We start from the raw sequence: 18590 nt of genomic DNA on the forward strand, positions 1-18590 counted from the left end.
ATTAGGATAACTTATTTCCATGCCCATACTCGTTTTTTTGTTTCAATAAGCAGAGGTGCTCTTCTGCTGGTGAATGTTTTATTTACCCTGAGTGTTGCGTTAGTTGCTGACTGCTTGTTTTGCGCCATAGCGATAGTTGAGATATTTATTCCTGCAAGTTCTAACGCCTTTTTTAAAAGTGGGTCGCCAGGGTCGCCAAAGGGTAATAGTGGTAATACAGCAAATTCATCTACCGTATAGTCTGGTTGTAATCCATCACTATAATTCCCTTGTTCCTTAGCGTTATACAGCTTAAAAACCAACGGGTGGAGTGTAATATTAATCAACTTTGGGGTCCTGAAGTCTTTAATGGCAAAACTGGCCATGTCTTTGCCCATCGTTTTGCTTCCTATTTGTACCACATTTATATATGGACGCAGATTGTTGATCAGTAATTCGGCGGCTGAGGCAGTAGAACCTGAGGTAAGTATAATAACCCTGGTTAAATCAAGACGGTAATTCAGCAGTTCACTAAATGATTGTGGCTGATATGCGTTTTCAGTCATAGTATTTTGAAATGAACTGTTCCTCTGTCCACCGTTTTTGTTAGCCTGGTAAATTACAAAGGTTTGATCGGATCTAGTATTGGCAAGTGCACCCGCAAGCTTGGCCGCAGATGATACATCGCCGCCTGGATTATAACGAAGATCAAGTATAAGTTCATTAATTCCATTACGCCGCATAGTACCCAGTGCTTCCAGTAGTTGAAGGTCGTAGCTGCCATTAAATTGGTTATAAAAAATATACCCTGCCTTTTTTCCACCATCGCTAAATATTCTGGTTGTATAAACTGGCTGTTCTGTGTAAGGTAAATAGGCTATCGTAAGCACAGGCCCGGTCTTAAGTATTCCATTGGTTAGAGCGGCCATTGATAGCCGCAAACCATCACCCGTACGGAGTAAACGGTTAATATTGTCTGTGTTAGCTTTGTTAAGCAATGTGCCGTTCACCGCTGTGAAAATATCACCGCGGTGCAGACCCTGCTGCTCCGCGGGACCCCCGGGTACCACCAGCGTTATTGTTCCTAATAATTCGCCGGGGTTTTGCTGATTTTCCAGTAGTGCATATTCAAAACCATACCAGGCAAAGGATGAGTATTCCTCACGGTTCTCGTCCGGGTCTGTTATAAAAGAAAAACGATCTGCAGTATTCAGCAGGGATTTGAAAAACACGCTTGCGCTGTTTTGATTTGATGGCGAGCCGGGGAGCTGGTCGTTCCAGTAATAGTACACCTTCATACTGTCGAGGATCCATCGGTTTTTTTCAGTAAGCTGAATCTCTGGCGCGGCTTTTTTACAGCTGCTCCATAATATTAAACTCGTCATAACCAAAGCCACCGTGCGTAAAACAGGTATGGTCTTTCTCATAATTTTTATATCATCTATAATATAATCTGCGGGAAGCCCGGATTCCCTACTCTGCCAAAAATTAAATTTTTATTTGAGTAAGGGATATAGCATGTAGATAACAGATATGACGCCTTATTAAAAATATATTTTTAATAAGGATAGGGAGTTTGCGTCTCCCGGAGATTATATATAGTAAAGCAGCAAGATAACGCCCAGCATATGAGAATGGCACGGTGAAGATATACAAAAAGGAAAATGAACAAGGAAATTTTAAAAAGGTATTTTGAAGGACTGAGCGGCCGGTGGGAAAAAAAACAGGTGCAAGAGTATCTTGAAGGGGATGATCTGCAGGTTTTTGATGAATACATCAGGGAGCAGAAGGAAAATAAAAATAGGGAGGGGGTTGCTGATGATAGTTATAAGAATGATTTCTATAAGGAACTTACAGGCCGCATTAAAGAAATAGAAAATCCCGGAAAGGTGCGACAGATGATTGGTTTTAAGCCATTATTAAAAATTGCGGCAAGTATCATGTTGGTTTCATCCATTAGTGGATTTTTATATCTCAAAATTAAGCAGCAATCAAAGAATATAAGCCGCACCCTGACCAGCATTAATAATGATACCCGCAACCTCAAAGAAGTTGAATTGAAGGATGGAACAAAGATTTGGTTGAACCCGGGAACCAAACTTGCTTATGACCCTCAGGGTTTCGGTGACACGGCAAGGCAGGTGAGCATCACCGGAGAAGCCTACTTTAATGTAGCACATGATAAAGCGAGGCCATTCAGGGTAAAAGCCGGAGGAATAACTACCACGGTTTTGGGAACCACATTTAATGTAGAGGCTTATACAGACGAACAGGATGTAAGGGTAATGCTTGTTACCGGGCATGTGCGTATAAATTCTGCTACCGGCACCGCGATATTGTTTCCGGGCCAGATGCTGAAATATTCTCATCATAACAAAACCATGAAGATCAGCTTGGTTGACGTAACTGATAAACAGGAGCTCTATACCAGCGGTAAACTGGTTTTTGAGAATTTACCTCTGAACGATGTTCTTAAGCGGCTGGAACGTGTATTCAATGTGAAAATTTCTGCCGTCGATACCAATATTTTAACAAATAAAAGAATCAGCGGCGCTTATTTCCGTGACAACCCAGAAACCGCGTTGAACCGCATTTTATTCATTCACGGATTACATTATAACAAGAAAGGAGAGGACAAATATGTAATTATAAAATAATACAAAAAGAAGGTAATTAATTTAAGTATAAAAATGGGGAGTGCCATCGCAACTGGCACTCCCCGGTAAAAAACTGAATAGTACGACCTACTACAATTTTATGTGTAAAACTACGAAACTAAATATATTTTTTATTGGTAAACCGTGCCTGCTCGCTATTTCTTTAGCGATAGCATTGTTTATCAACCCCGTGAGCGGGCAATCCGCAGCAACAAAAAAAGCTAAAGAAAATCTGATTGAGCTGAATATTTATAATTCCAATCTTAATAATGTATTAACGATTATAAAATCGCAATCTGATTATAATTTTTTTTATGATAGGGAAGCTGCTAAAAAACTGCCTGTTAATCGGCTCATATTTACAAAAACGCCCATCCATGAAGTACTACGTAAAATGCGCGAAATATTACCGCTGCAATACGATGTGCTGAACAACGAAATATCTGTACGCATTGAAACACCGGAACAGTTTAACCGCAGAAAAATGCAGGAACAACCCGGAAAAATAACGGGCCGGGTGCTTGATGAAAAAGGCGAAACCCTGCCCAGCGCTAATATCAGAATAGTTCAACTAAACCGGTCATTGCAAAGTGGCACCGATGGTACTTACCAGTTGAGCGTTGAACCGGGAACCTATACCATTGAAGTTAGCTATATAGGGTATCAAACCAAGCAGATTACAGGTGTGGTGGTAAGGCCAGGGCAAAATACTCCTCTGAATATATTATTAACCATGGATTCAAAAGCATTGAATACCGTTGTGATAACATCAAGCTATAAAAAAGCCTCTGTTGAGGGTTTATACGCCAGGCAAAAAAATAATGCTGCGGTATCTGATGGTATTACTTCAGAGCAAATTAGCCGTACACCTGATAACAATACCGCGCAGGTACTTAAACGGATAAGCGGTTTACAGGTATCGGACAATAAATATGTGGTTATCCGCGGATTGAGTGACCGTTATAATAACGTGCTGCTTAATGGGGCCCTTTTACCAAGCAGTGAGCCAAACCGTAGGAATTTTGCTTTTGATATGGTGCCCAGCGCCATTCTTGACCGCATCGTGGTGAACAAGACTGCTACCCCTGATCTTACCGGTGAATTTACCGGCGGATTGGTTCAGATTGAAACAAAAGATATACCCGATACTAGCTTTTATCAGGTTACTATAGGTACCGGATTTAATACGCAAAGCACAGGTAATAATATGTATGGACTTGACCGTGGAAAAGATGCCTGGATAGGTTTTGCGTCTGATATACATAAAAAACCCGAAGGCATGACCTTTGGGGAGTACAACGAGCTGGAATCAAAGGTTAACCATAATACACCAGCCAAAGATCCAATTCGGCAGCAAATGCATCAATTTTTAGGTTCCATTCCTGATAATTGGAAGCTGAAAAGATATACAGCCGATCCTATACAAAATTACCAGTTTCAGATGGGACAGGTATTTTCATTTAAAAATAATAGCCGTTTAGGACTGGTTGCGGCGTTGACCTACCGCAATGAGCAAAATATTGAAAACAGAAGTTTGCACAGTCCCTTTTTTGACTACACGGGCACAGCAAATAGCTTTGTTACCACAATTGGAGGCAGTTTTAACGTAGGTTATCAGTTCGGTAAAAATAAAATCACATGGCAAAATACCTATAACCACAGGTTTAGTGATAATTTATGGAAGTATACCGGGATAGATATAGATAATAGCAATTTACGACAGGACAGTTATAGTAATGTAACTATCATCAGCCAGCTTTTTCAGTCGCAGTTAGGCGGAGAACATACCCTGAGTAAAAATGGTATTAAGGTAGATTGGTTTGCCTCAGCGGGAAGGGTAGACCGTGATCAGCCGTACAGTCGCTTAGTTTCCAGGAACAATGGCCGTGCCAATGGTGATGGAAATAATCTACCGGCAGACTATTTAATTATTGATCTGGGCGATCTAAGACTAAGAAACGGAAACCTGTTTTACTCAGAATTAAATGAAAAAATTTATAACTGGGCCGCAAACATACAGGCGCCATTTCGTCTGCTTAATCTCGGCCAAACTTTTAAAGCAGGTTACCAGGGCAAATACAGGACGGCTGATTTTGACGCTGACCTTTATCGCATGTACGCGTTTAGTGATGCAGGCAGTTTTGATGGCTTAGCATATGATAAAATCTTAAATCAAAAGAATTTTGCAACTAAACTTTACCTGCATTCTATAAATACCAGTGGTTTAGAAGTGCCCACTGCACGATCATCTGACGGATATGATGGTTTTCAGCGCCTGAATGCCTTCTATGGTATGCTTGATCTTAAGCCACTGAAAAAACTCCGGATTATTGGCGGTTTACGGGCCGAAAAAAACGATCAGAATGTCCACGATTTTGTATTCAATCCGCAGACACAGCACCCTGAAAGACAACTTATCACAAATAAACAAACGGATTGGTTGCCATCGGTTAATGCCATTTACTCTATTACTGATAAATTAAATTTTCGCGCGGCCTGGTACAAATCAGTAGCCCGTCCGGACCTTCGTGAATTATCCAGCTTCTCCTATTGGGATTATGATCTGTTTGCAACAGTATCGGGAGCCCCATTACACACTACCAAAACTGAAAATGCCGATTTGCGCCTGGAGTATTATCCGTCTCCCGGAGAAGTGATCAGTGTGTCAGGTTTCTACAAGAATTTTCATAACCCTATCGAACTCATGTATATACCTTCGTCAGGAGGTGGAGGTGTGAGTTATTATTATCGAAATCTGCAAAGCGCACTTGACAGAGGATTGGAGGTTGATTTGAGGAAATCCCTTAACTTCATCAACTCCGCTTCTGATTTCTTGTCTAATCTTTATATTTCGGGCAATTTCACCTGGCTCAACGCCAACATCAGCTTTTATCCTAATGATGCGGTAGACTCATTAGGAAAGCCGGTATACCCCAAGCGCGACAGGCCGCTTGCAGGTCAATCGCCTTACATTATTAATGGCGGGCTGCTATACACAGGTAAATCATTTGGTGTTAATCTGTCCTATAACCGATTTGGTAAACGCATCGTTTTTGCCTCTCCAGACAGGGGTGAAGATGAATATGAAAACCCGCGTAACCTGCTTGATCTTCAGGTAAGCTATAAGTTCCTGAAACAAAAACGCGCCGAGTTAAAGCTTAATGTAAACGATTTACTGAACCAGGAACAGCTTTTTTATAAAAACCAATTTGATGAAGGCAACCCCTTAGGATTTCCCGCGCGATCAACATCCGTAGAGCGGTATCCCGGTGAAGGCGAAGCTTTGCAGCCCGGGCAAAAAGACCCCAAAGGAACTTCCTATAACAAAGATTACGATATGGTAGTACGCCGCTACAAATTCGGCACTACGTACAGTGTCAATTTTATTTATCGCTTTTAATGTCAAATCAATATAATGTTAAACTTAAATCAAAAACCATGTAAATGTAAATGAGAAACAACAATGAAGACAGCTCATTGAAAATCAAAAACACTACAAAATTTATTACTATGAAAAAAATTATTAAAAGTTTAGCTTTTGCCCTGCTAATCGGGGTAACAGTAGCAGGATGTAAGAAAGCTGAAAATTCAGATGATTCTGCATCAACAACCGGAGATTTTGATAAATCAAGCAGCGCTTATCTTGACAGCCGTACCGTACCTACAACAGTAGCTACCGTTCCCAGTGTAATTAGCGGCGCTGTAACTTTAAATGCCAGTACTGAATGGATAATTGACGGCCCTACTTATGTTGTTGCCGGCGGTACACTGACCATTCAGCCAGGTACTTTTATCAAAGGTAAAAAAAACAGCACTTCGGGTAACCCATCTTTTCTTTTGGTTGCTAAGGGTGGTAAGCTGATTGCAAATGGTACAACAGCTCTTCCTATCGTTTTCACATCTGATCAGGCTCCTTGCTCTCGCAATGCAGGTGATTGGGGTGGCGTTGTACTTTTGGGTAATGGTATCACCAACGTAGCTACTACAACCGTTATTGAAGGTATCCTGCCAAGCTATGTTACTTCTCGTGGTTTGCCATATCCGTCAACTATTGAGTACGGCGGCAGCAGTGAGGCAGATGCAGCAAATGCCAGCAGCCTTAAAAATATACGTATTGAGTTTGCCGGTAAAATACTTTCTGCTGATAACGAACTTAATGCTTTAACTTTAGGTGCTGTTGGTTCGGCTACAACCCTTGAGCATATTCAGGCTTCATGGGGTGCTGATGACAGTTTTGAATTTTTTGGCGGATCTGTGAATGCTAAATTCCTGATCAGCTATGGTGCTAATGATGATGATTTTGACTTTGATAATGGCTATCAGGGTTCAATTCAGTATGCTGTAGGCGTAAGACTGCCTACTATCGGGCCATACTCAGCAAATCCAAATGGTATTGAATGTAATAACGATACCGATTTTCCTGTGGTTAATACAAGAAAAACTCATCCTGTATTGTCAAACTTTACCTTGCTTGGCCATTCAGCTACAAGCGGACCCGCTGGTGGTGCTGGTGTAGTATTCCGTCAAACTACAGAGTTTACCATGGTTAATTCGGTAATTGGTGGTTGGGGCCTTGGTGCAAATACTACTGCTGCTACTTCAGGAGTATCATCAAACAATTATATCCAGGCGTTTACTACGGTTAAATCCGGTACCGTTGCATTTAATGTAAACACATCAAATGTTGGCACCCCGGCCAATAATTTCTTAAAACTGGCTAATCCGTTTAATCTTACCACTGTTTGTACAGCTAATGCCACTCCTGATTTCCGGTTCCGCTTAACTCCGCCGCCGGCATCTCCTGCAAACGGCCCGTCACTTAATCCATCACCAAGTGTAACTCACCCGGGTGGTGTTTTCCCTGCTGCCAGCTCAATGGACGACAATGCTTATATCGGCGCTTTCGTAAATGCAGCAGGTACTCGTTGGGATGTACCGGTTTGGGTATCATACGCTCCTCAAACCAATCCTTACTAAACATGATTCTTGTTTAACAACATATTGACCATCATTAAAAGAACACCCGGGACGAAACCTCGTCCCGGGTTTATTAAAAAATATGAAAAAATTAGATTTACTTTTTAAATTACTTACTTTATTAACTTTTATCGCTGCTACCGGTACTTCCTGCCAAAAAGGCAAGGATATACTTGGAGTAAGTTTCGGACAACTGAGAATTTCATCTGTTTTTTCGGGTAATGCTGCCCCGTTATTAGTTCAGGTTGATGGGAAGGTTAAAGACACACTCAGGGTGGATAAACCGAACACGAACAGCGCTATTATTCTGGAAGCAGGAAAACATAAACTTGTACTGATTAACAGGACAACGAAAAAGGCACTTTCCACTACTACGGTTACCATAGCAGCTGCAAAAACCCTTAGTCTCCCCAAATTTTATTATACAGGTACCGCGGCTTTATTTGACGACCTTACCGTAAAACCAACCCGCGATAGTATGCTGGTGCGGATAGTTACATTAGACCCCGCCTTGCCCGATGTAATGGATTTGGAATTAAGTCTGTATGATTATGGATCAATCTATGTTCCATTGGCAACTAAAAAGATAAAAGGGGTGCGTAAAGATCGTTTCAGCGAATTTATAACACTCCCGAACCCGGCCAAACTTCTTCCTGATGTTGACGCATCATTTATTTTGTATGCAATAGAGGGATACGATTCTAATAATAAAAATAAAAAAGTAATGAGTATTGAAAATGGTACCAATAGCTATATTTTGTTAAACAATTTTCAATATTTTGTTCCCAACGCCGTTGTTTCCATGGGTATTGGCCCCTACAATCAGGGTGTGCAGGAACCTTTTACAATATTTGAACGGATAGCAAAATAAATATTAAATAAAGATAAAGGGCTTATAAGACAGATGAGCCCTGTTTCAGATTAGGTTACTTTTAAGCTTTTGCCGAGTGAAGTAACACTTTTCAGAGCATCCCGGTTTAATTAAATCCGGGATGTTTATTAATAAGGCAAACAGTGCCTTGACTTATAAGAAGGCTTAATATTAAAATAACTTACGGTTCAAATTGTGATTGGCTGATAAAAAAGAAAGGCTCATCCAGACAGCGGATAAGCCTTTATACTATGATCCAAACATCAGTTTTTAACTTTTGCCGAATGGTTGCGAAGGTACAAAAAAGTGTGAAAATTAATTGTTATATCTGTATGTTTTTGTGCTTTATCGCCCGGGAATAATTTTATACTTAATACGATTTTTTAGTAACTAATTGGCTATAAATTAAACAAATAGGCCCGTTCAAATGAGCGGGCCTATTTTGTTTATGATCATTATCGTAATTATCGTCCCAGCAAGAACAATAATAAAATCACTATCAGTTTGGTAATACCGTAAATGGAGCGGATCTCATACTTTATTGCGCGGGTAGCCTTAGTTAAATGATTATCTACTGTTTTGTAAGAAATATGAAGTTTTTTCCCTATTGATTTGTAACTTAATCCTTCTTCTTTAAATAACCGGTAAACTTCTCTTCTTTTTGTTGGCAGGCGATTAACTGCCTGGCTAAGCTGTAAGTGGTATTCTTTAAATTCCAGTTCATGTTCCAGATTTATGCCATTAGCTTCGCGAAAAATATCTCCTTCCAGCAACTCGCGTTTAATATTTCTTGAAATTTGTTTTATGGCATAATTCCTGGCATAAAAATATAGGAAGGGCATATAATCCTCTTGTTCTTCCTGCTCATCCATTTTTACCCATAGTTTTAAATAAGCTTCCTGGATGGCATCATGAACAAGCTCGTCATTCTTTATAGAATTTAAAGTCTTATTTAGTTTGTCAAAAGTTGCCAGGTAAATAGTCTTGAAAATTTGCTCTTTATCTATAGTGCCTGTTGTTTTCATGGTAGAGGTTTACAGCACTCAAGATAGAGAGCTTATATTAACTCACTATTAAATTTTAGAAACGATTTTAACTATAAACAAAATGTCGGTTTTAAAGAAAGCTGGTCTGTTAAATAGGTCTCTTTAATCACCCCGACAATGCTATGTTTAACTTTACAGATGGGTATGTGAAACTTCCAAAAAAATAAGTTAGATAACTTCGATACCAATAAGCTGTACAAGCTCAGAATCAATATTACTTTATTTACTTTTTATTAGTTATTTTAATCCGGATAATTAATTGTTGAAAAATGGAGGATGCACTCATGGCTGAGGTAAACTTCTGACAAAATACGAATGTTACATAATTACTTTAAATATTTAAACATTACGCCTATTGAGGAGCGTTGGGGTATGTTTGTTACGGCTGTGGGTTATTCAAAAGTTGAACCTAATGATAATTATCCTAACCAAATACACCCGCAAAGTCATCATTTAACCTGGAACAGGGGGCGTATATTAAATGATTATTATATTGTTTTTATTTCAAAAGGTAAGGGCGTCTATGGTTCGGCGTTAACCGAACCAACTGATGTAACTGCTGGTACATGTTTTTTTCTGTATCCAGAGGTATGGCACCGGTATAAACCCGACCCTAAATCGGGTTGGGAAGAATATTGGGTTGGGTTTAACGGTTTTTATATAGAGCAATTAATGGCCAATGGTTTTTTTGACAAGCAAACCCCCTTTGTTTTTTTAGACTTAAATAAAGATATACTGATCATGTTCCGTAACTTAATTGAAGCTGTTCAGGCTTCTTTAACCGGTTATCCTCAGTATATTGCCGGTATTACCATGCAAATTTTAGGACTCATCAATAATGTAGCCCATCATCATCAGGAATATAGTAATGACCCGGTCGGGAAATTAATATCAAAGGCAAAATTTATTATCCAGGAATCATTTGAAGATGCCCTGGATATGGAAAAACTGGCCATGGAGCTGCCTATGGGGTATTCTTCTTTTCGTAAGGCTTTTAAACAAATTACCGGTGAATCGCCCAATCAATACCATTTAAATTTACGGCTTTCAAGGGCTAAAGATCTGCTTACATCTACAGTTTTAAATATCAACGAAATAGCCTATCAAACCGGGTTTGAATCTGTTTTTTATTTTTCAAAATTGTTTAAAAAGAAAAATGGCGTTTCTCCAAATGCCTTTCGAAAAAACATCGATCAATCATTTTAAACTATACCTGTCATTCAATAAATCTTTCATAAAGTTATTGATCGTGAACTGATCTACTACTGGCTTACCGGTAAAAGGAATGGCAGGCATGTATGGCACAGGGCCAAATTCTGTTGTAACAGGTAATACCTTAGTATTAACTTGTTTGTTGATAGCTACAATTTTATCCCACCAGCCAAGAAACTTATCCAAGGCATACTTCCATTCCGGTGCCCGGGGATCTGCAACCTGCGGCCCTTGTTCAAAACCAACACGCGCATGAACATGACGGCTTCGTTTAATAGCTTCATCAACAATGGTTGCAAAGTTTTCCAGCATACTTTCTGTAACGCATACCCAGTGCGAAAAATCTGCTGTTATATTAAAATCATTACGCAGTTCAAATATTGTATTGATCATTTGCGGAGAATATCCCAACCGCCCACGGTGCGTTTCGTGCGCGATAGTGATCCCTGTTTTTTCTGAAAACTCCTGTGCTGCATCCACAAGCTCCAGGTTTTGCCGTAATGAAAAATAATCCCGGCCGGTATGAGAGTTGATCAGCAGCGGACCTGGCTCTGCGCATTGATAGAGGTTTTTAATAAATGATTGTTTAAGCTTTTTAAAAGTACTCCCTTCAGCGCTATGTTGATGGCTTACCATATACATTTCGTGCTGTTGCAAATAATCAAACAGAACGCGCTTATCATCCAGGTTATCCGGTATCCAGGTATCTATTCCATCATATCTCGCTGTTCTTATCTTATCCAGAAATGTCTTTAACTCCAGGTGCTCATGTCCCCATAGCGGACTAAGTATCTTAATTTCCATAGCCGATGCTCATCTTTTCTGAAGCTCCGCTAATGCGATGGGTTATTGAAATATCGCCTTTATCATCACTCTTTACCTTTTGAACCGCTTTTCCATTAATAGAAACTATATAATTTGCATTCGGTTTCAATTGCTTAATAAGATAAGTGAGCGCTTTTGCCGACGGTTTGGTTGCTGTTTGCTGCCATTCCATTTTAACATTGCTCCATTGGCTTACGCTGATAGTTAACGGCTTGTCTGTTGTGATTTGTAAAGAAGCTACGGGATTGCTGCCGTTAAAATAGCTCAGTTGATTTTTGGTGGCGTTAAAGCCAAAGCTTTTATTACAAATAACCTTAAACTGTTGATTCGATACCGCATAGCTATCATTATCAAGGTTAACAGTTAAGCGCTGATCTCTGAAATTATATTTCAGTGCAGTACCTTCAAGTTCCGGTGTAATATGCGGGTCGAGATAAAAGCGATTATACAATGGATTTACGCCGTAGATAGCTTGATATAACCCTACTATAGAAAGGCTGTTGCCAGACAAAATATCATCGCCCAGGCCATCCTGTTTCAGACGGCCATATCGTTGAAATGCAAGGCCATCTTTACTATACCGATCCAGCACGTTTTTCACATACTTAACTGCCAATGCCGGGTTATAACTTGCATAGGCTTTAACCCCAACGGCTCCCCATGACAAAAACAAATCGCCATTTTCATATCCGGGGAAAGGCCATTGCCAGTCCTTACCTTCGCCGGGAGCATACGATGTCATAGCAAGCGGCCAAAAGAAAAGATTTTCCTTTTGCATTTGATTCTCAATATTATCAAGGATCAATTTTTTCCGGCTATCATCATCGCAAATATCATAGGCTATAGCCATAAAATTAACCGGAGTAACCATGTTGCGGCCGTGAATGGTTTGGTCTTTGTCTCGCCAGTGAATATAACATTTGTTTTCGTCGTCCCAGAAACCACCCTGGCTGGTTGATTTGTTAAAGCTTGTTTTTAATTTGGCGGCAAAGTTTTCATAGTACTGTGCTTTAGTGTGATTATTTAGCTGGTTTTCAATATCAGCCCATTTTACGAGCGCGTGATAAAGATTGGCGTTGACAAAGGCATTTTCATACGATGCCCAGATAATGTCTATCCAATCGCTGCTTTGTTTTTGCGCCTGGTTATCTGTCATCATTTCGACAAGGCCGTTATTATTGCTGTCTCGTTTAAGTATCCAGTCTAAAGCTTTCTCGCATGATAGTTGATGGGTTTTTACCCACGCTTTATCCCCAGTCATATCATACAGCTCGGCAACGTTGGTTACGAAATCGGGGTTCGAATCCATGAGTATTCCCCATTGTGCTTCGTAAAAACCATATTTATTAAATTGCCCAGGCATGGCATCCTCATTGGTATAAGCCCATCGCGGGTACACCCGCCCGTCGGGTTTTATCGCATGGTCACGATAAAAATCAAGACAGCTCTTATAACCTTTCAAATAATTAGGGTCATTGATGCCTAAGCCAAGCTGAGCAATATACTGTTCGTGCAAGCACACAGGTCCGTAAGGGGTATGCCAGCTGTTGCCGCCAAAATGCAGCGAATCAATTACGCCAATTCGGGCAATTGTACTTAACACAGCATTTACCTGATCTCCATTTATCCCCGCCAGTTTACCGCGGCCATATTTGTCATTATAATCAAAATAGCTGAATGTTAAACTTTGCGAACTTTTACCGGCTGGTATATTAAAAGCAGACCATACATCAGTGGCTTTCCGTATAAAACGGCGCCTGTTGGTGCCACTGTCTGTGCGTGGTAGCATTTCCTGGTTAGAAACAGTAACTGTATAAGCCAGTTTATTTTCATTTGTACGGGTATATTTCATCGCTACCTCTTTGCCCGGTGCGTCAACCGTTATGTTTAAACCTATACCATTTTTGCTGTTCCAAAAGCTGGATGACCGGGTGTGAACACCGTAAGTGCATAGTGGCTCATTAAATAAATAAAACCAGGCCAAGCCACCGTAACCCTGATACGCCCCGTTCCAGGTATTGATGTCGTCAAAATTAAAAACGGGCATGGCCGCTTCATCTACCTTAACCTGTTTTGAGAGCTTTCTTTCAATAAGCCATTTTATGGATTTGTCTTTTTTTATAAAAGTCCAGCTCTCATTAATAGTTAAATCCTTATCGCCGTAACTGATACCGTCAATCTTGTAACTATCAGCGGTTTTTATTAGCACTGGATTACTTTTTAAATGCAATGAAGAATAAGTTATACCACCTGCTTTTATTGAAGTATAGATACCATCTGCACTGCTAATCACCTTTTTGCCGTTAATTACCAGCGATGTGACGCTCGCTTTGTTATTATAATTAAGCACCATGTTAAGCTTTGGTGTACTTATCGTAATTGTTTTAGGCTCGTCGGTTATTATTTTGTGAGTTGATTTTGCAGATCCGATTAATGGCTCCAGTATCGCTAAAAAAAATATCAGCTTAATATATACTCTTTTGATAAACATAGGTTGGTTATTTAATGGGAGATAAGGAATCGTAAAAGATAAAGTTAAGGGTTTATTGGTTCTTGTGGTAAATTAAGGGGTTTTGGTCATTGTTGTTTAATACATCACCTATTTTTAAACTAGAAAATGCGTCATCATTTAAAATATTTTGAATACCATTAAAAGTACTTCCATCAGGCATATAGGCGCAGGTCATGGCTCGTCTGTAACCTGGTGTCATATTTGCATGGGCTCCATGTATGGTAAGCCCGTTGTGAAACGAACAACTGCCAGCCTTCACTGGTGCAGCCACAGCTTTACTGGTTTTAAATTCGGGATAGGTTGTGAAAATGGCACCCATGTTTTTGCCGATACCAGGGTTTTCAAAAGTTGTTTGCAGATAGGAGCCGGGTATGAAGAAGAGGCAGCCGTTTTCATACGTTGCGTCATCAAGTGCCACCCAGATAGATAATGCCCGGCGGTCGCTAAATGACCAGTAGGGGGTATCCAGGTGCCATGATGTAGGGTTGGCCCATGGTTTTTTAATGAGTGCCTGATCATGCCATATCCTTATACCGTCAGCGCCCGATAATTGGGCTGCCATTTTGCCCAACCGTTCGTCGACCATAATCTGTTTAATTTTATCATTATCCTGCCATAGGTTAATTAACTGGTCAAAAACGTTGTCATAATAGGATTTGTCGGCATCATCTCCTTTGCCATAAACCTCTTTGCGATCGGGCATTTTGTTGCCGTTTCGGTTTGCAACTGCCTCATCAAGGGCTGTTCGCCAAAAATCAAGCTCATCTGGTGAAAGGAAATCTTCTACTACTAAAAAGCCATTATGGCGGTATTGCGCAATGTCCTGCGGCGATAGCTCATTTTTCATTTAGTTCTAAAATTGGTTTATGAAATCAAAATTATAATGAAAGCTATTTCAGCAGTTATTACATGAAGGGCTTTTTTTTGTACTTTTTGATATATCTGTTTTTAGGTAACTGATAGTGATCTTATAACGATCTTATAAAAAACTACTTATTGCATAATTATCAAAAAGTACAAATTAATGTCCAAATAATGTATTTAAAAATTTAAACTATCGAATAATTTTGATGTAACAATTATATACCAATTCATCCGGCCGAACCATCTAACCAGCCGCGATAAGAATAAATTACTAATAAAACTGATTATGAAACAAAGCATTACTGCAACAGTAAGTCATTTTTGGTTCTCAGGTAGTCCTCCTTAACAGGTAAAGAAGATTGTTCTGAATCTTTTAATAATCCGGAAATCTAATATTGAGTGATCCGGTTTGCTATGAACTGAGCAACCCAAAAAATCCAAAATTCTGAAAGCCAATAAAAAAAAATGCCATCAATACATGGCCTGGCTTTGCTATGCCAAAATTTAACCAAACAATAACCAATTAATTAAATCTCATGAAAAAAAAACTTTTACTTTTTAAACCGTGGAAGTACAGCGCGCTACTCATGTTGGCGCTACTCATGTACCTTCCTTTACGGTCGCAGGGCCAGGTTGCAGTTACCGGCACTGTAAAAGATTCGGTAAGTTCCGAGCCGGTCGTAGGTGTTTCTGTTTCCTTAAAAGGTACAACAACAGGCACCCAAACAGATCTCAATGGTAGGTTTAAAATTAGTGCACCGGTTGGCAGCGTGTTAATATTCAGGTATATAGGTTATAAAGAGCAACAGGTTACGGTGCAAAACTCCGATATGATTAATGTGCGGTTAGCCTCTATATCACAAAATTTAAAAGAAGTAGTGGTTGTGAGCTATGGTACGCAAAATAAGCGTGAAGTAACCGGCGCCATAAGTCAGCTAAAAGCTACCGAGGTTAAAGATATGCCGGTACCTAATATTGGCCAAAAATTACAAGGTAAGCTCGCCGGTGTACAGATCAATCAAAATTCAGGAACCCCGGGTGCAGAAATGACGTTCCGCATCCGTGGTGCGGCATCCATTAACGCGGGCAATAACCCACTGGTTGTTATTGATGGGTTTCCATCCGAAAGCGGCCTTCAAACCCTAAGTCCTGATGAAATTGAAACTATTTCGGTATTAAAGGATGCATCGGCTTCTTCGTTGTATGGTTCACGTGCAGCCAACGGCGTTATTTTGGTAACTACGAAGCAAGCTAAAACTGGTCAGAAAAGCCTGGACTTTAGCGCTTATACAGGTGTACAGTCTGTCCCGGACAGGGGCAAGCCCGACCTTATGAACCCCCAGGAATTTGCACAGTATAAAAAGGAGTATTATGAGGATGCCGCCAGATACGAAGGCTACACTGGAGGAGTACCTACGGTTTATCAAAACCCTGCTCAGTACGCCGGTAAACCTGGTACAAACTGGTTTGATATTTTATTACGTAATGCAGTTACTCAAAATTATAACCTGGCTTTTGCCTCGGGCACAACAGATCTGAAATCGGTTGTCAACTTGAACTACAACAAGCAGGAAGGCGTAATGCTCAATTCGTATGATGAACGCTTTACTGCCAGGACTAATAATATTTACACAGCATCTGACAGATTAACACTCGGAGTTAACTTGGAGGTATCCTATGGTAATAACCAGGTGGTGCCTGGTTTGGATAACGGACGTAATATCATAGAAAATGCCTTTTTAATGGATCCTACACTAAACTATAAAAACCCCGATGGTTCCTATCCGTTGTCGTTTTCGCAACCCGGTATGTTCCCAAACCCCAACTATTACCTGGTGTTAACACAAATAGTTAACAAAACCAAAGCAACAAGAGTAATTGCCAACGGATTTGCCGAATTGAAAATTGTTGATGGTTTAAAGTTTAAGACAACCATAAATGTAAATACCGACAATACTACTAACCGGCAATTTACACCATCTACGGCACAAGGAGGATTAGGCAGCGCACCGCCGCAACCGGCTACGGGGCGTTATGGCAGCAGCAGCTTTACTACCTGGCTAAGTGAAAATACGCTGAACTATCAAAAAACTTTAGCAGGCAAACATAATTTTGATGTGTTGGCAGGTTACACCTATCAGCGATACTCGAGCGAGAACAGTTACATTGATGCAAGTCAATTCCCTGATGATAACATTCAGTGGATTAACGCGGCAACAACCCGGATAGGGAATATTGATCCCAATAACTTCGGACAATGGTCGTTATTGTCGTATATCGGTCGTTTTAATTACAATTACGACAGTAAATATCTTGTTTCCTTTGCTTTCAGGCGAGACGGCTCTTCAAAATTTGGGGCTAATAACAAATACGGTAATTTCCCTTCGGTATCATTAGGATGGGTTGCCTCTGACGAAGCATTTTTTAAGAATGTAAAGCCTATAAACTTTTTAAAACTAAGGGCCAGTTACGGTAAGGTTGGTAACAATAATATTGGCAACTACACCTACCTGGCTTCGGTTAATACAAGCAATTATGTTTTCAGTAATCAGGTTACGCCGGGAAAAACGCTTAGCGGCATAGGCAATAACGATTTAACCTGGGAAACCACCACCAGCTATGACTTAGGTTTAGATCTTGAAATGTTTAACAGTAGGTTGTCATTTACCTATGATTATTACTGGAAAAAAACCGATGGTCTGTTATATGGGATAGACATCCCCGTTCAATCAGGGTTTACAACCATCACATCCAATGTGGGCAGGTTTGATTTCTGGGGGCATGAATTTACCATTGGATCAAAAAACCTTGTAGGGGCGTTTAAATGGAATACTAATTTCAATATTTCATTTGACAGGAACCTTGTTAAAAAACTGGGCACCAATGATGCACCTATTGGCGGTTACAATGAATACTGGGATGATAACAGGACAGCTGTTGGCCATCCAATAGGCTTGTTTTACGGCTATATCAACACCGGTGTTTACATGACCCAGCAGGAGTTTGATACACAGCCTCATAATGCTACAGCCATGGTTGGTACAGCCCGTTTTAAAGACGTTAGCGGACCAGATGGTGTTCCTGATGGTAAAATTGACAGTTATGACAGAACCTACATCGGTAACCCGAACCCAACCTTTGTTTATGGTATTACCAACAGCTTCTCCTACAAAAACTTTGATCTAAGTGTAGTAATGGCCGGTTCAGTCGGGAACGATATTGCCGATGATGCGTTTCAGTCGACAGAAAATCTTGATGGCGTATTCAATGTAAGAAAAGGTGTGGCCAATCGCTGGCGGTCCGAAGAAGATCCCGGTGACGGCATATATCCAAGAACAAGAAGCGGAACCACTGCCGATTTCAGAAACTTTACCAGCCGGCAGGTATTTAAGGCAACATATCTTGCTGTTAAAAATATTACGCTGGGCTATACCTTGCCAGTTAAAAAGACCAAATATTTCAGAAGTTTCAGAGCTTATCTGAGCGCGCAAAATGCATTCATTTTCTCTAAATATCCAGGGCTTAACCCCGAGGCCGGACTTGCAGGCTTAAACGGGCTAAACCAGGGCCGCGATTTTACCGGTTATCCTATTCCCCGGGTATTATCAGTGGGTATAAATGCGGGTTTTTAATGTAATATCTATTAA

At 40.3% G+C, this 18590-nt stretch carries 11 protein-coding genes; 6 read left to right on the forward strand and 5 right to left on the reverse strand.

Translation table 11 applies throughout. The features are described 5' to 3' along the window. Positions 1-11: 11 nt before the first annotated feature. Positions 12-1406 (reverse strand): S41 family peptidase, encoded by a 1395-nt coding sequence (locus SNE25_RS16165; protein WP_321566144.1) that lies wholly within the window; start codon positions 1404-1406, stop codon positions 12-14. 237 nt (positions 1407-1643) lie between these two features. On the opposite strand from SNE25_RS16165, the gene SNE25_RS16170 reads away from it, so the two are divergent. The 4 genes from SNE25_RS16170 to SNE25_RS16185 all read left to right on the forward strand — a co-directional run bounded on the left by SNE25_RS16170 (position 1644) and on the right by SNE25_RS16185 (position 8484). Further along, a complete protein-coding gene (locus SNE25_RS16170; RefSeq protein ID WP_321566145.1) occupies positions 1644-2636 on the forward strand; it encodes a FecR family protein in 993 nt (330 codons plus the stop codon). A gap of 100 nt (positions 2637-2736) precedes the next feature. After that, on the forward strand, positions 2737-6036 hold the full coding sequence (locus SNE25_RS16175; RefSeq protein ID WP_321566146.1) for a TonB-dependent receptor: 3300 nt from the start codon (positions 2737-2739) through the stop codon (positions 6034-6036). Between the two features lie 110 nt (positions 6037-6146). Next, on the forward strand, positions 6147-7613 hold the full coding sequence (locus tag SNE25_RS16180; RefSeq protein WP_321566147.1) for a hypothetical protein: 1467 nt from the start codon (positions 6147-6149) through the stop codon (positions 7611-7613). A gap of 82 nt (positions 7614-7695) precedes the next feature. After that, positions 7696-8484, forward strand: coding sequence for a hypothetical protein (locus tag SNE25_RS16185; protein WP_321566148.1), 789 nt, complete (start codon positions 7696-7698; stop codon positions 8482-8484). A 464-nt stretch (positions 8485-8948) separates the two neighbouring features. Here SNE25_RS16185 and SNE25_RS16190 read toward each other — a convergent pair whose 3' ends face one another. Then, the gene (locus tag SNE25_RS16190; RefSeq protein ID WP_321566149.1) at positions 8949-9509 is read right to left on the reverse strand and encodes a sigma-70 family RNA polymerase sigma factor; all 561 of its coding nucleotides are present in this window, start codon (positions 9507-9509) and stop codon (positions 8949-8951) included. A 336-nt stretch (positions 9510-9845) separates the two neighbouring features. Here SNE25_RS16190 and SNE25_RS16195 point away from each other — a divergent pair, with 336 nt between their 5' ends. Further along, positions 9846-10736: a helix-turn-helix domain-containing protein gene (locus tag SNE25_RS16195; protein ID WP_321566150.1), complete on the forward strand. Its 891-nt coding sequence runs from the start codon at positions 9846-9848 to the stop codon at positions 10734-10736. On the opposite strand, the gene SNE25_RS16200 is transcribed toward SNE25_RS16195, so the two are convergent. The 3 genes from SNE25_RS16200 to SNE25_RS16210 are packed head-to-tail and all read right to left on the reverse strand — an operon-like array spanning position 10728 to position 14926. Then, positions 10728-11546: a hypothetical protein gene (locus tag SNE25_RS16200; RefSeq protein WP_321566151.1), complete on the reverse strand. Its 819-nt coding sequence runs from the start codon at positions 11544-11546 to the stop codon at positions 10728-10730. The two genes, SNE25_RS16195 and SNE25_RS16200, sit on opposite strands and share 9 nt — an antisense overlap. After that, positions 11536-14058, reverse strand: a complete 2523-nt coding sequence (locus SNE25_RS16205; RefSeq protein WP_321566152.1) for an alpha-L-rhamnosidase-related protein — start codon at positions 14056-14058, stop codon at positions 11536-11538. Before SNE25_RS16205 ends, SNE25_RS16200 begins: the two co-directional genes overlap by 11 nt. Positions 14059-14110: 52 nt before the next feature. Beyond that, positions 14111-14926, reverse strand: coding sequence for a phytanoyl-CoA dioxygenase family protein (locus SNE25_RS16210; RefSeq protein WP_321566153.1), 816 nt, complete (start codon positions 14924-14926; stop codon positions 14111-14113). 553 nt (positions 14927-15479) lie between these two features. On the opposite strand from SNE25_RS16210, the gene SNE25_RS16215 reads away from it, so the two are divergent. Beyond that, positions 15480-18575 carry a SusC/RagA family TonB-linked outer membrane protein gene (locus tag SNE25_RS16215; protein ID WP_321566154.1) on the forward strand — a complete coding sequence of 1032 codons (3096 nt, stop codon included), beginning with the start codon at positions 15480-15482 and terminating at the stop codon, positions 18573-18575. Positions 18576-18590: the final 15 nt, after the last annotated feature.

Origin of the sequence: Mucilaginibacter sabulilitoris (assembly GCF_034262375.1) — a bacterium.
In the GTDB taxonomy this organism is placed as follows: Bacteria; Bacteroidota; Bacteroidia; order Sphingobacteriales; family Sphingobacteriaceae; genus Mucilaginibacter; species Mucilaginibacter sabulilitoris.

Coding starts and splice junctions, on each gene's coding strand:
- SNE25_RS16195 (WP_321566150.1), top strand. CDS start 9,846: ATGTTACATAATTACTTTAAATATTTAAACATTACGCCTATTGAGGAG.
- SNE25_RS16210 (WP_321566153.1), bottom strand. CDS start 14,926: ATGAAAAATGAGCTATCGCCGCAGGACATTGCGCAATACCGCCATAAT.
- SNE25_RS16180 (WP_321566147.1), top strand. CDS start 6,147: ATGAAAAAAATTATTAAAAGTTTAGCTTTTGCCCTGCTAATCGGGGTA.
- SNE25_RS16170 (WP_321566145.1), top strand. CDS start 1,644: ATGAACAAGGAAATTTTAAAAAGGTATTTTGAAGGACTGAGCGGCCGG.
- SNE25_RS16200 (WP_321566151.1), bottom strand. CDS start 11,546: ATGGAAATTAAGATACTTAGTCCGCTATGGGGACATGAGCACCTGGAG.
- SNE25_RS16215 (WP_321566154.1), top strand. CDS start 15,480: ATGAAAAAAAAACTTTTACTTTTTAAACCGTGGAAGTACAGCGCGCTA.
- SNE25_RS16190 (WP_321566149.1), bottom strand. CDS start 9,509: ATGAAAACAACAGGCACTATAGATAAAGAGCAAATTTTCAAGACTATT.
- SNE25_RS16175 (WP_321566146.1), top strand. CDS start 2,737: ATGTGTAAAACTACGAAACTAAATATATTTTTTATTGGTAAACCGTGC.
- SNE25_RS16165 (WP_321566144.1), bottom strand. CDS start 1,406: ATGAGAAAGACCATACCTGTTTTACGCACGGTGGCTTTGGTTATGACG.
- SNE25_RS16205 (WP_321566152.1), bottom strand. CDS start 14,058: ATGTTTATCAAAAGAGTATATATTAAGCTGATATTTTTTTTAGCGATA.
- SNE25_RS16185 (WP_321566148.1), top strand. CDS start 7,696: ATGAAAAAATTAGATTTACTTTTTAAATTACTTACTTTATTAACTTTT.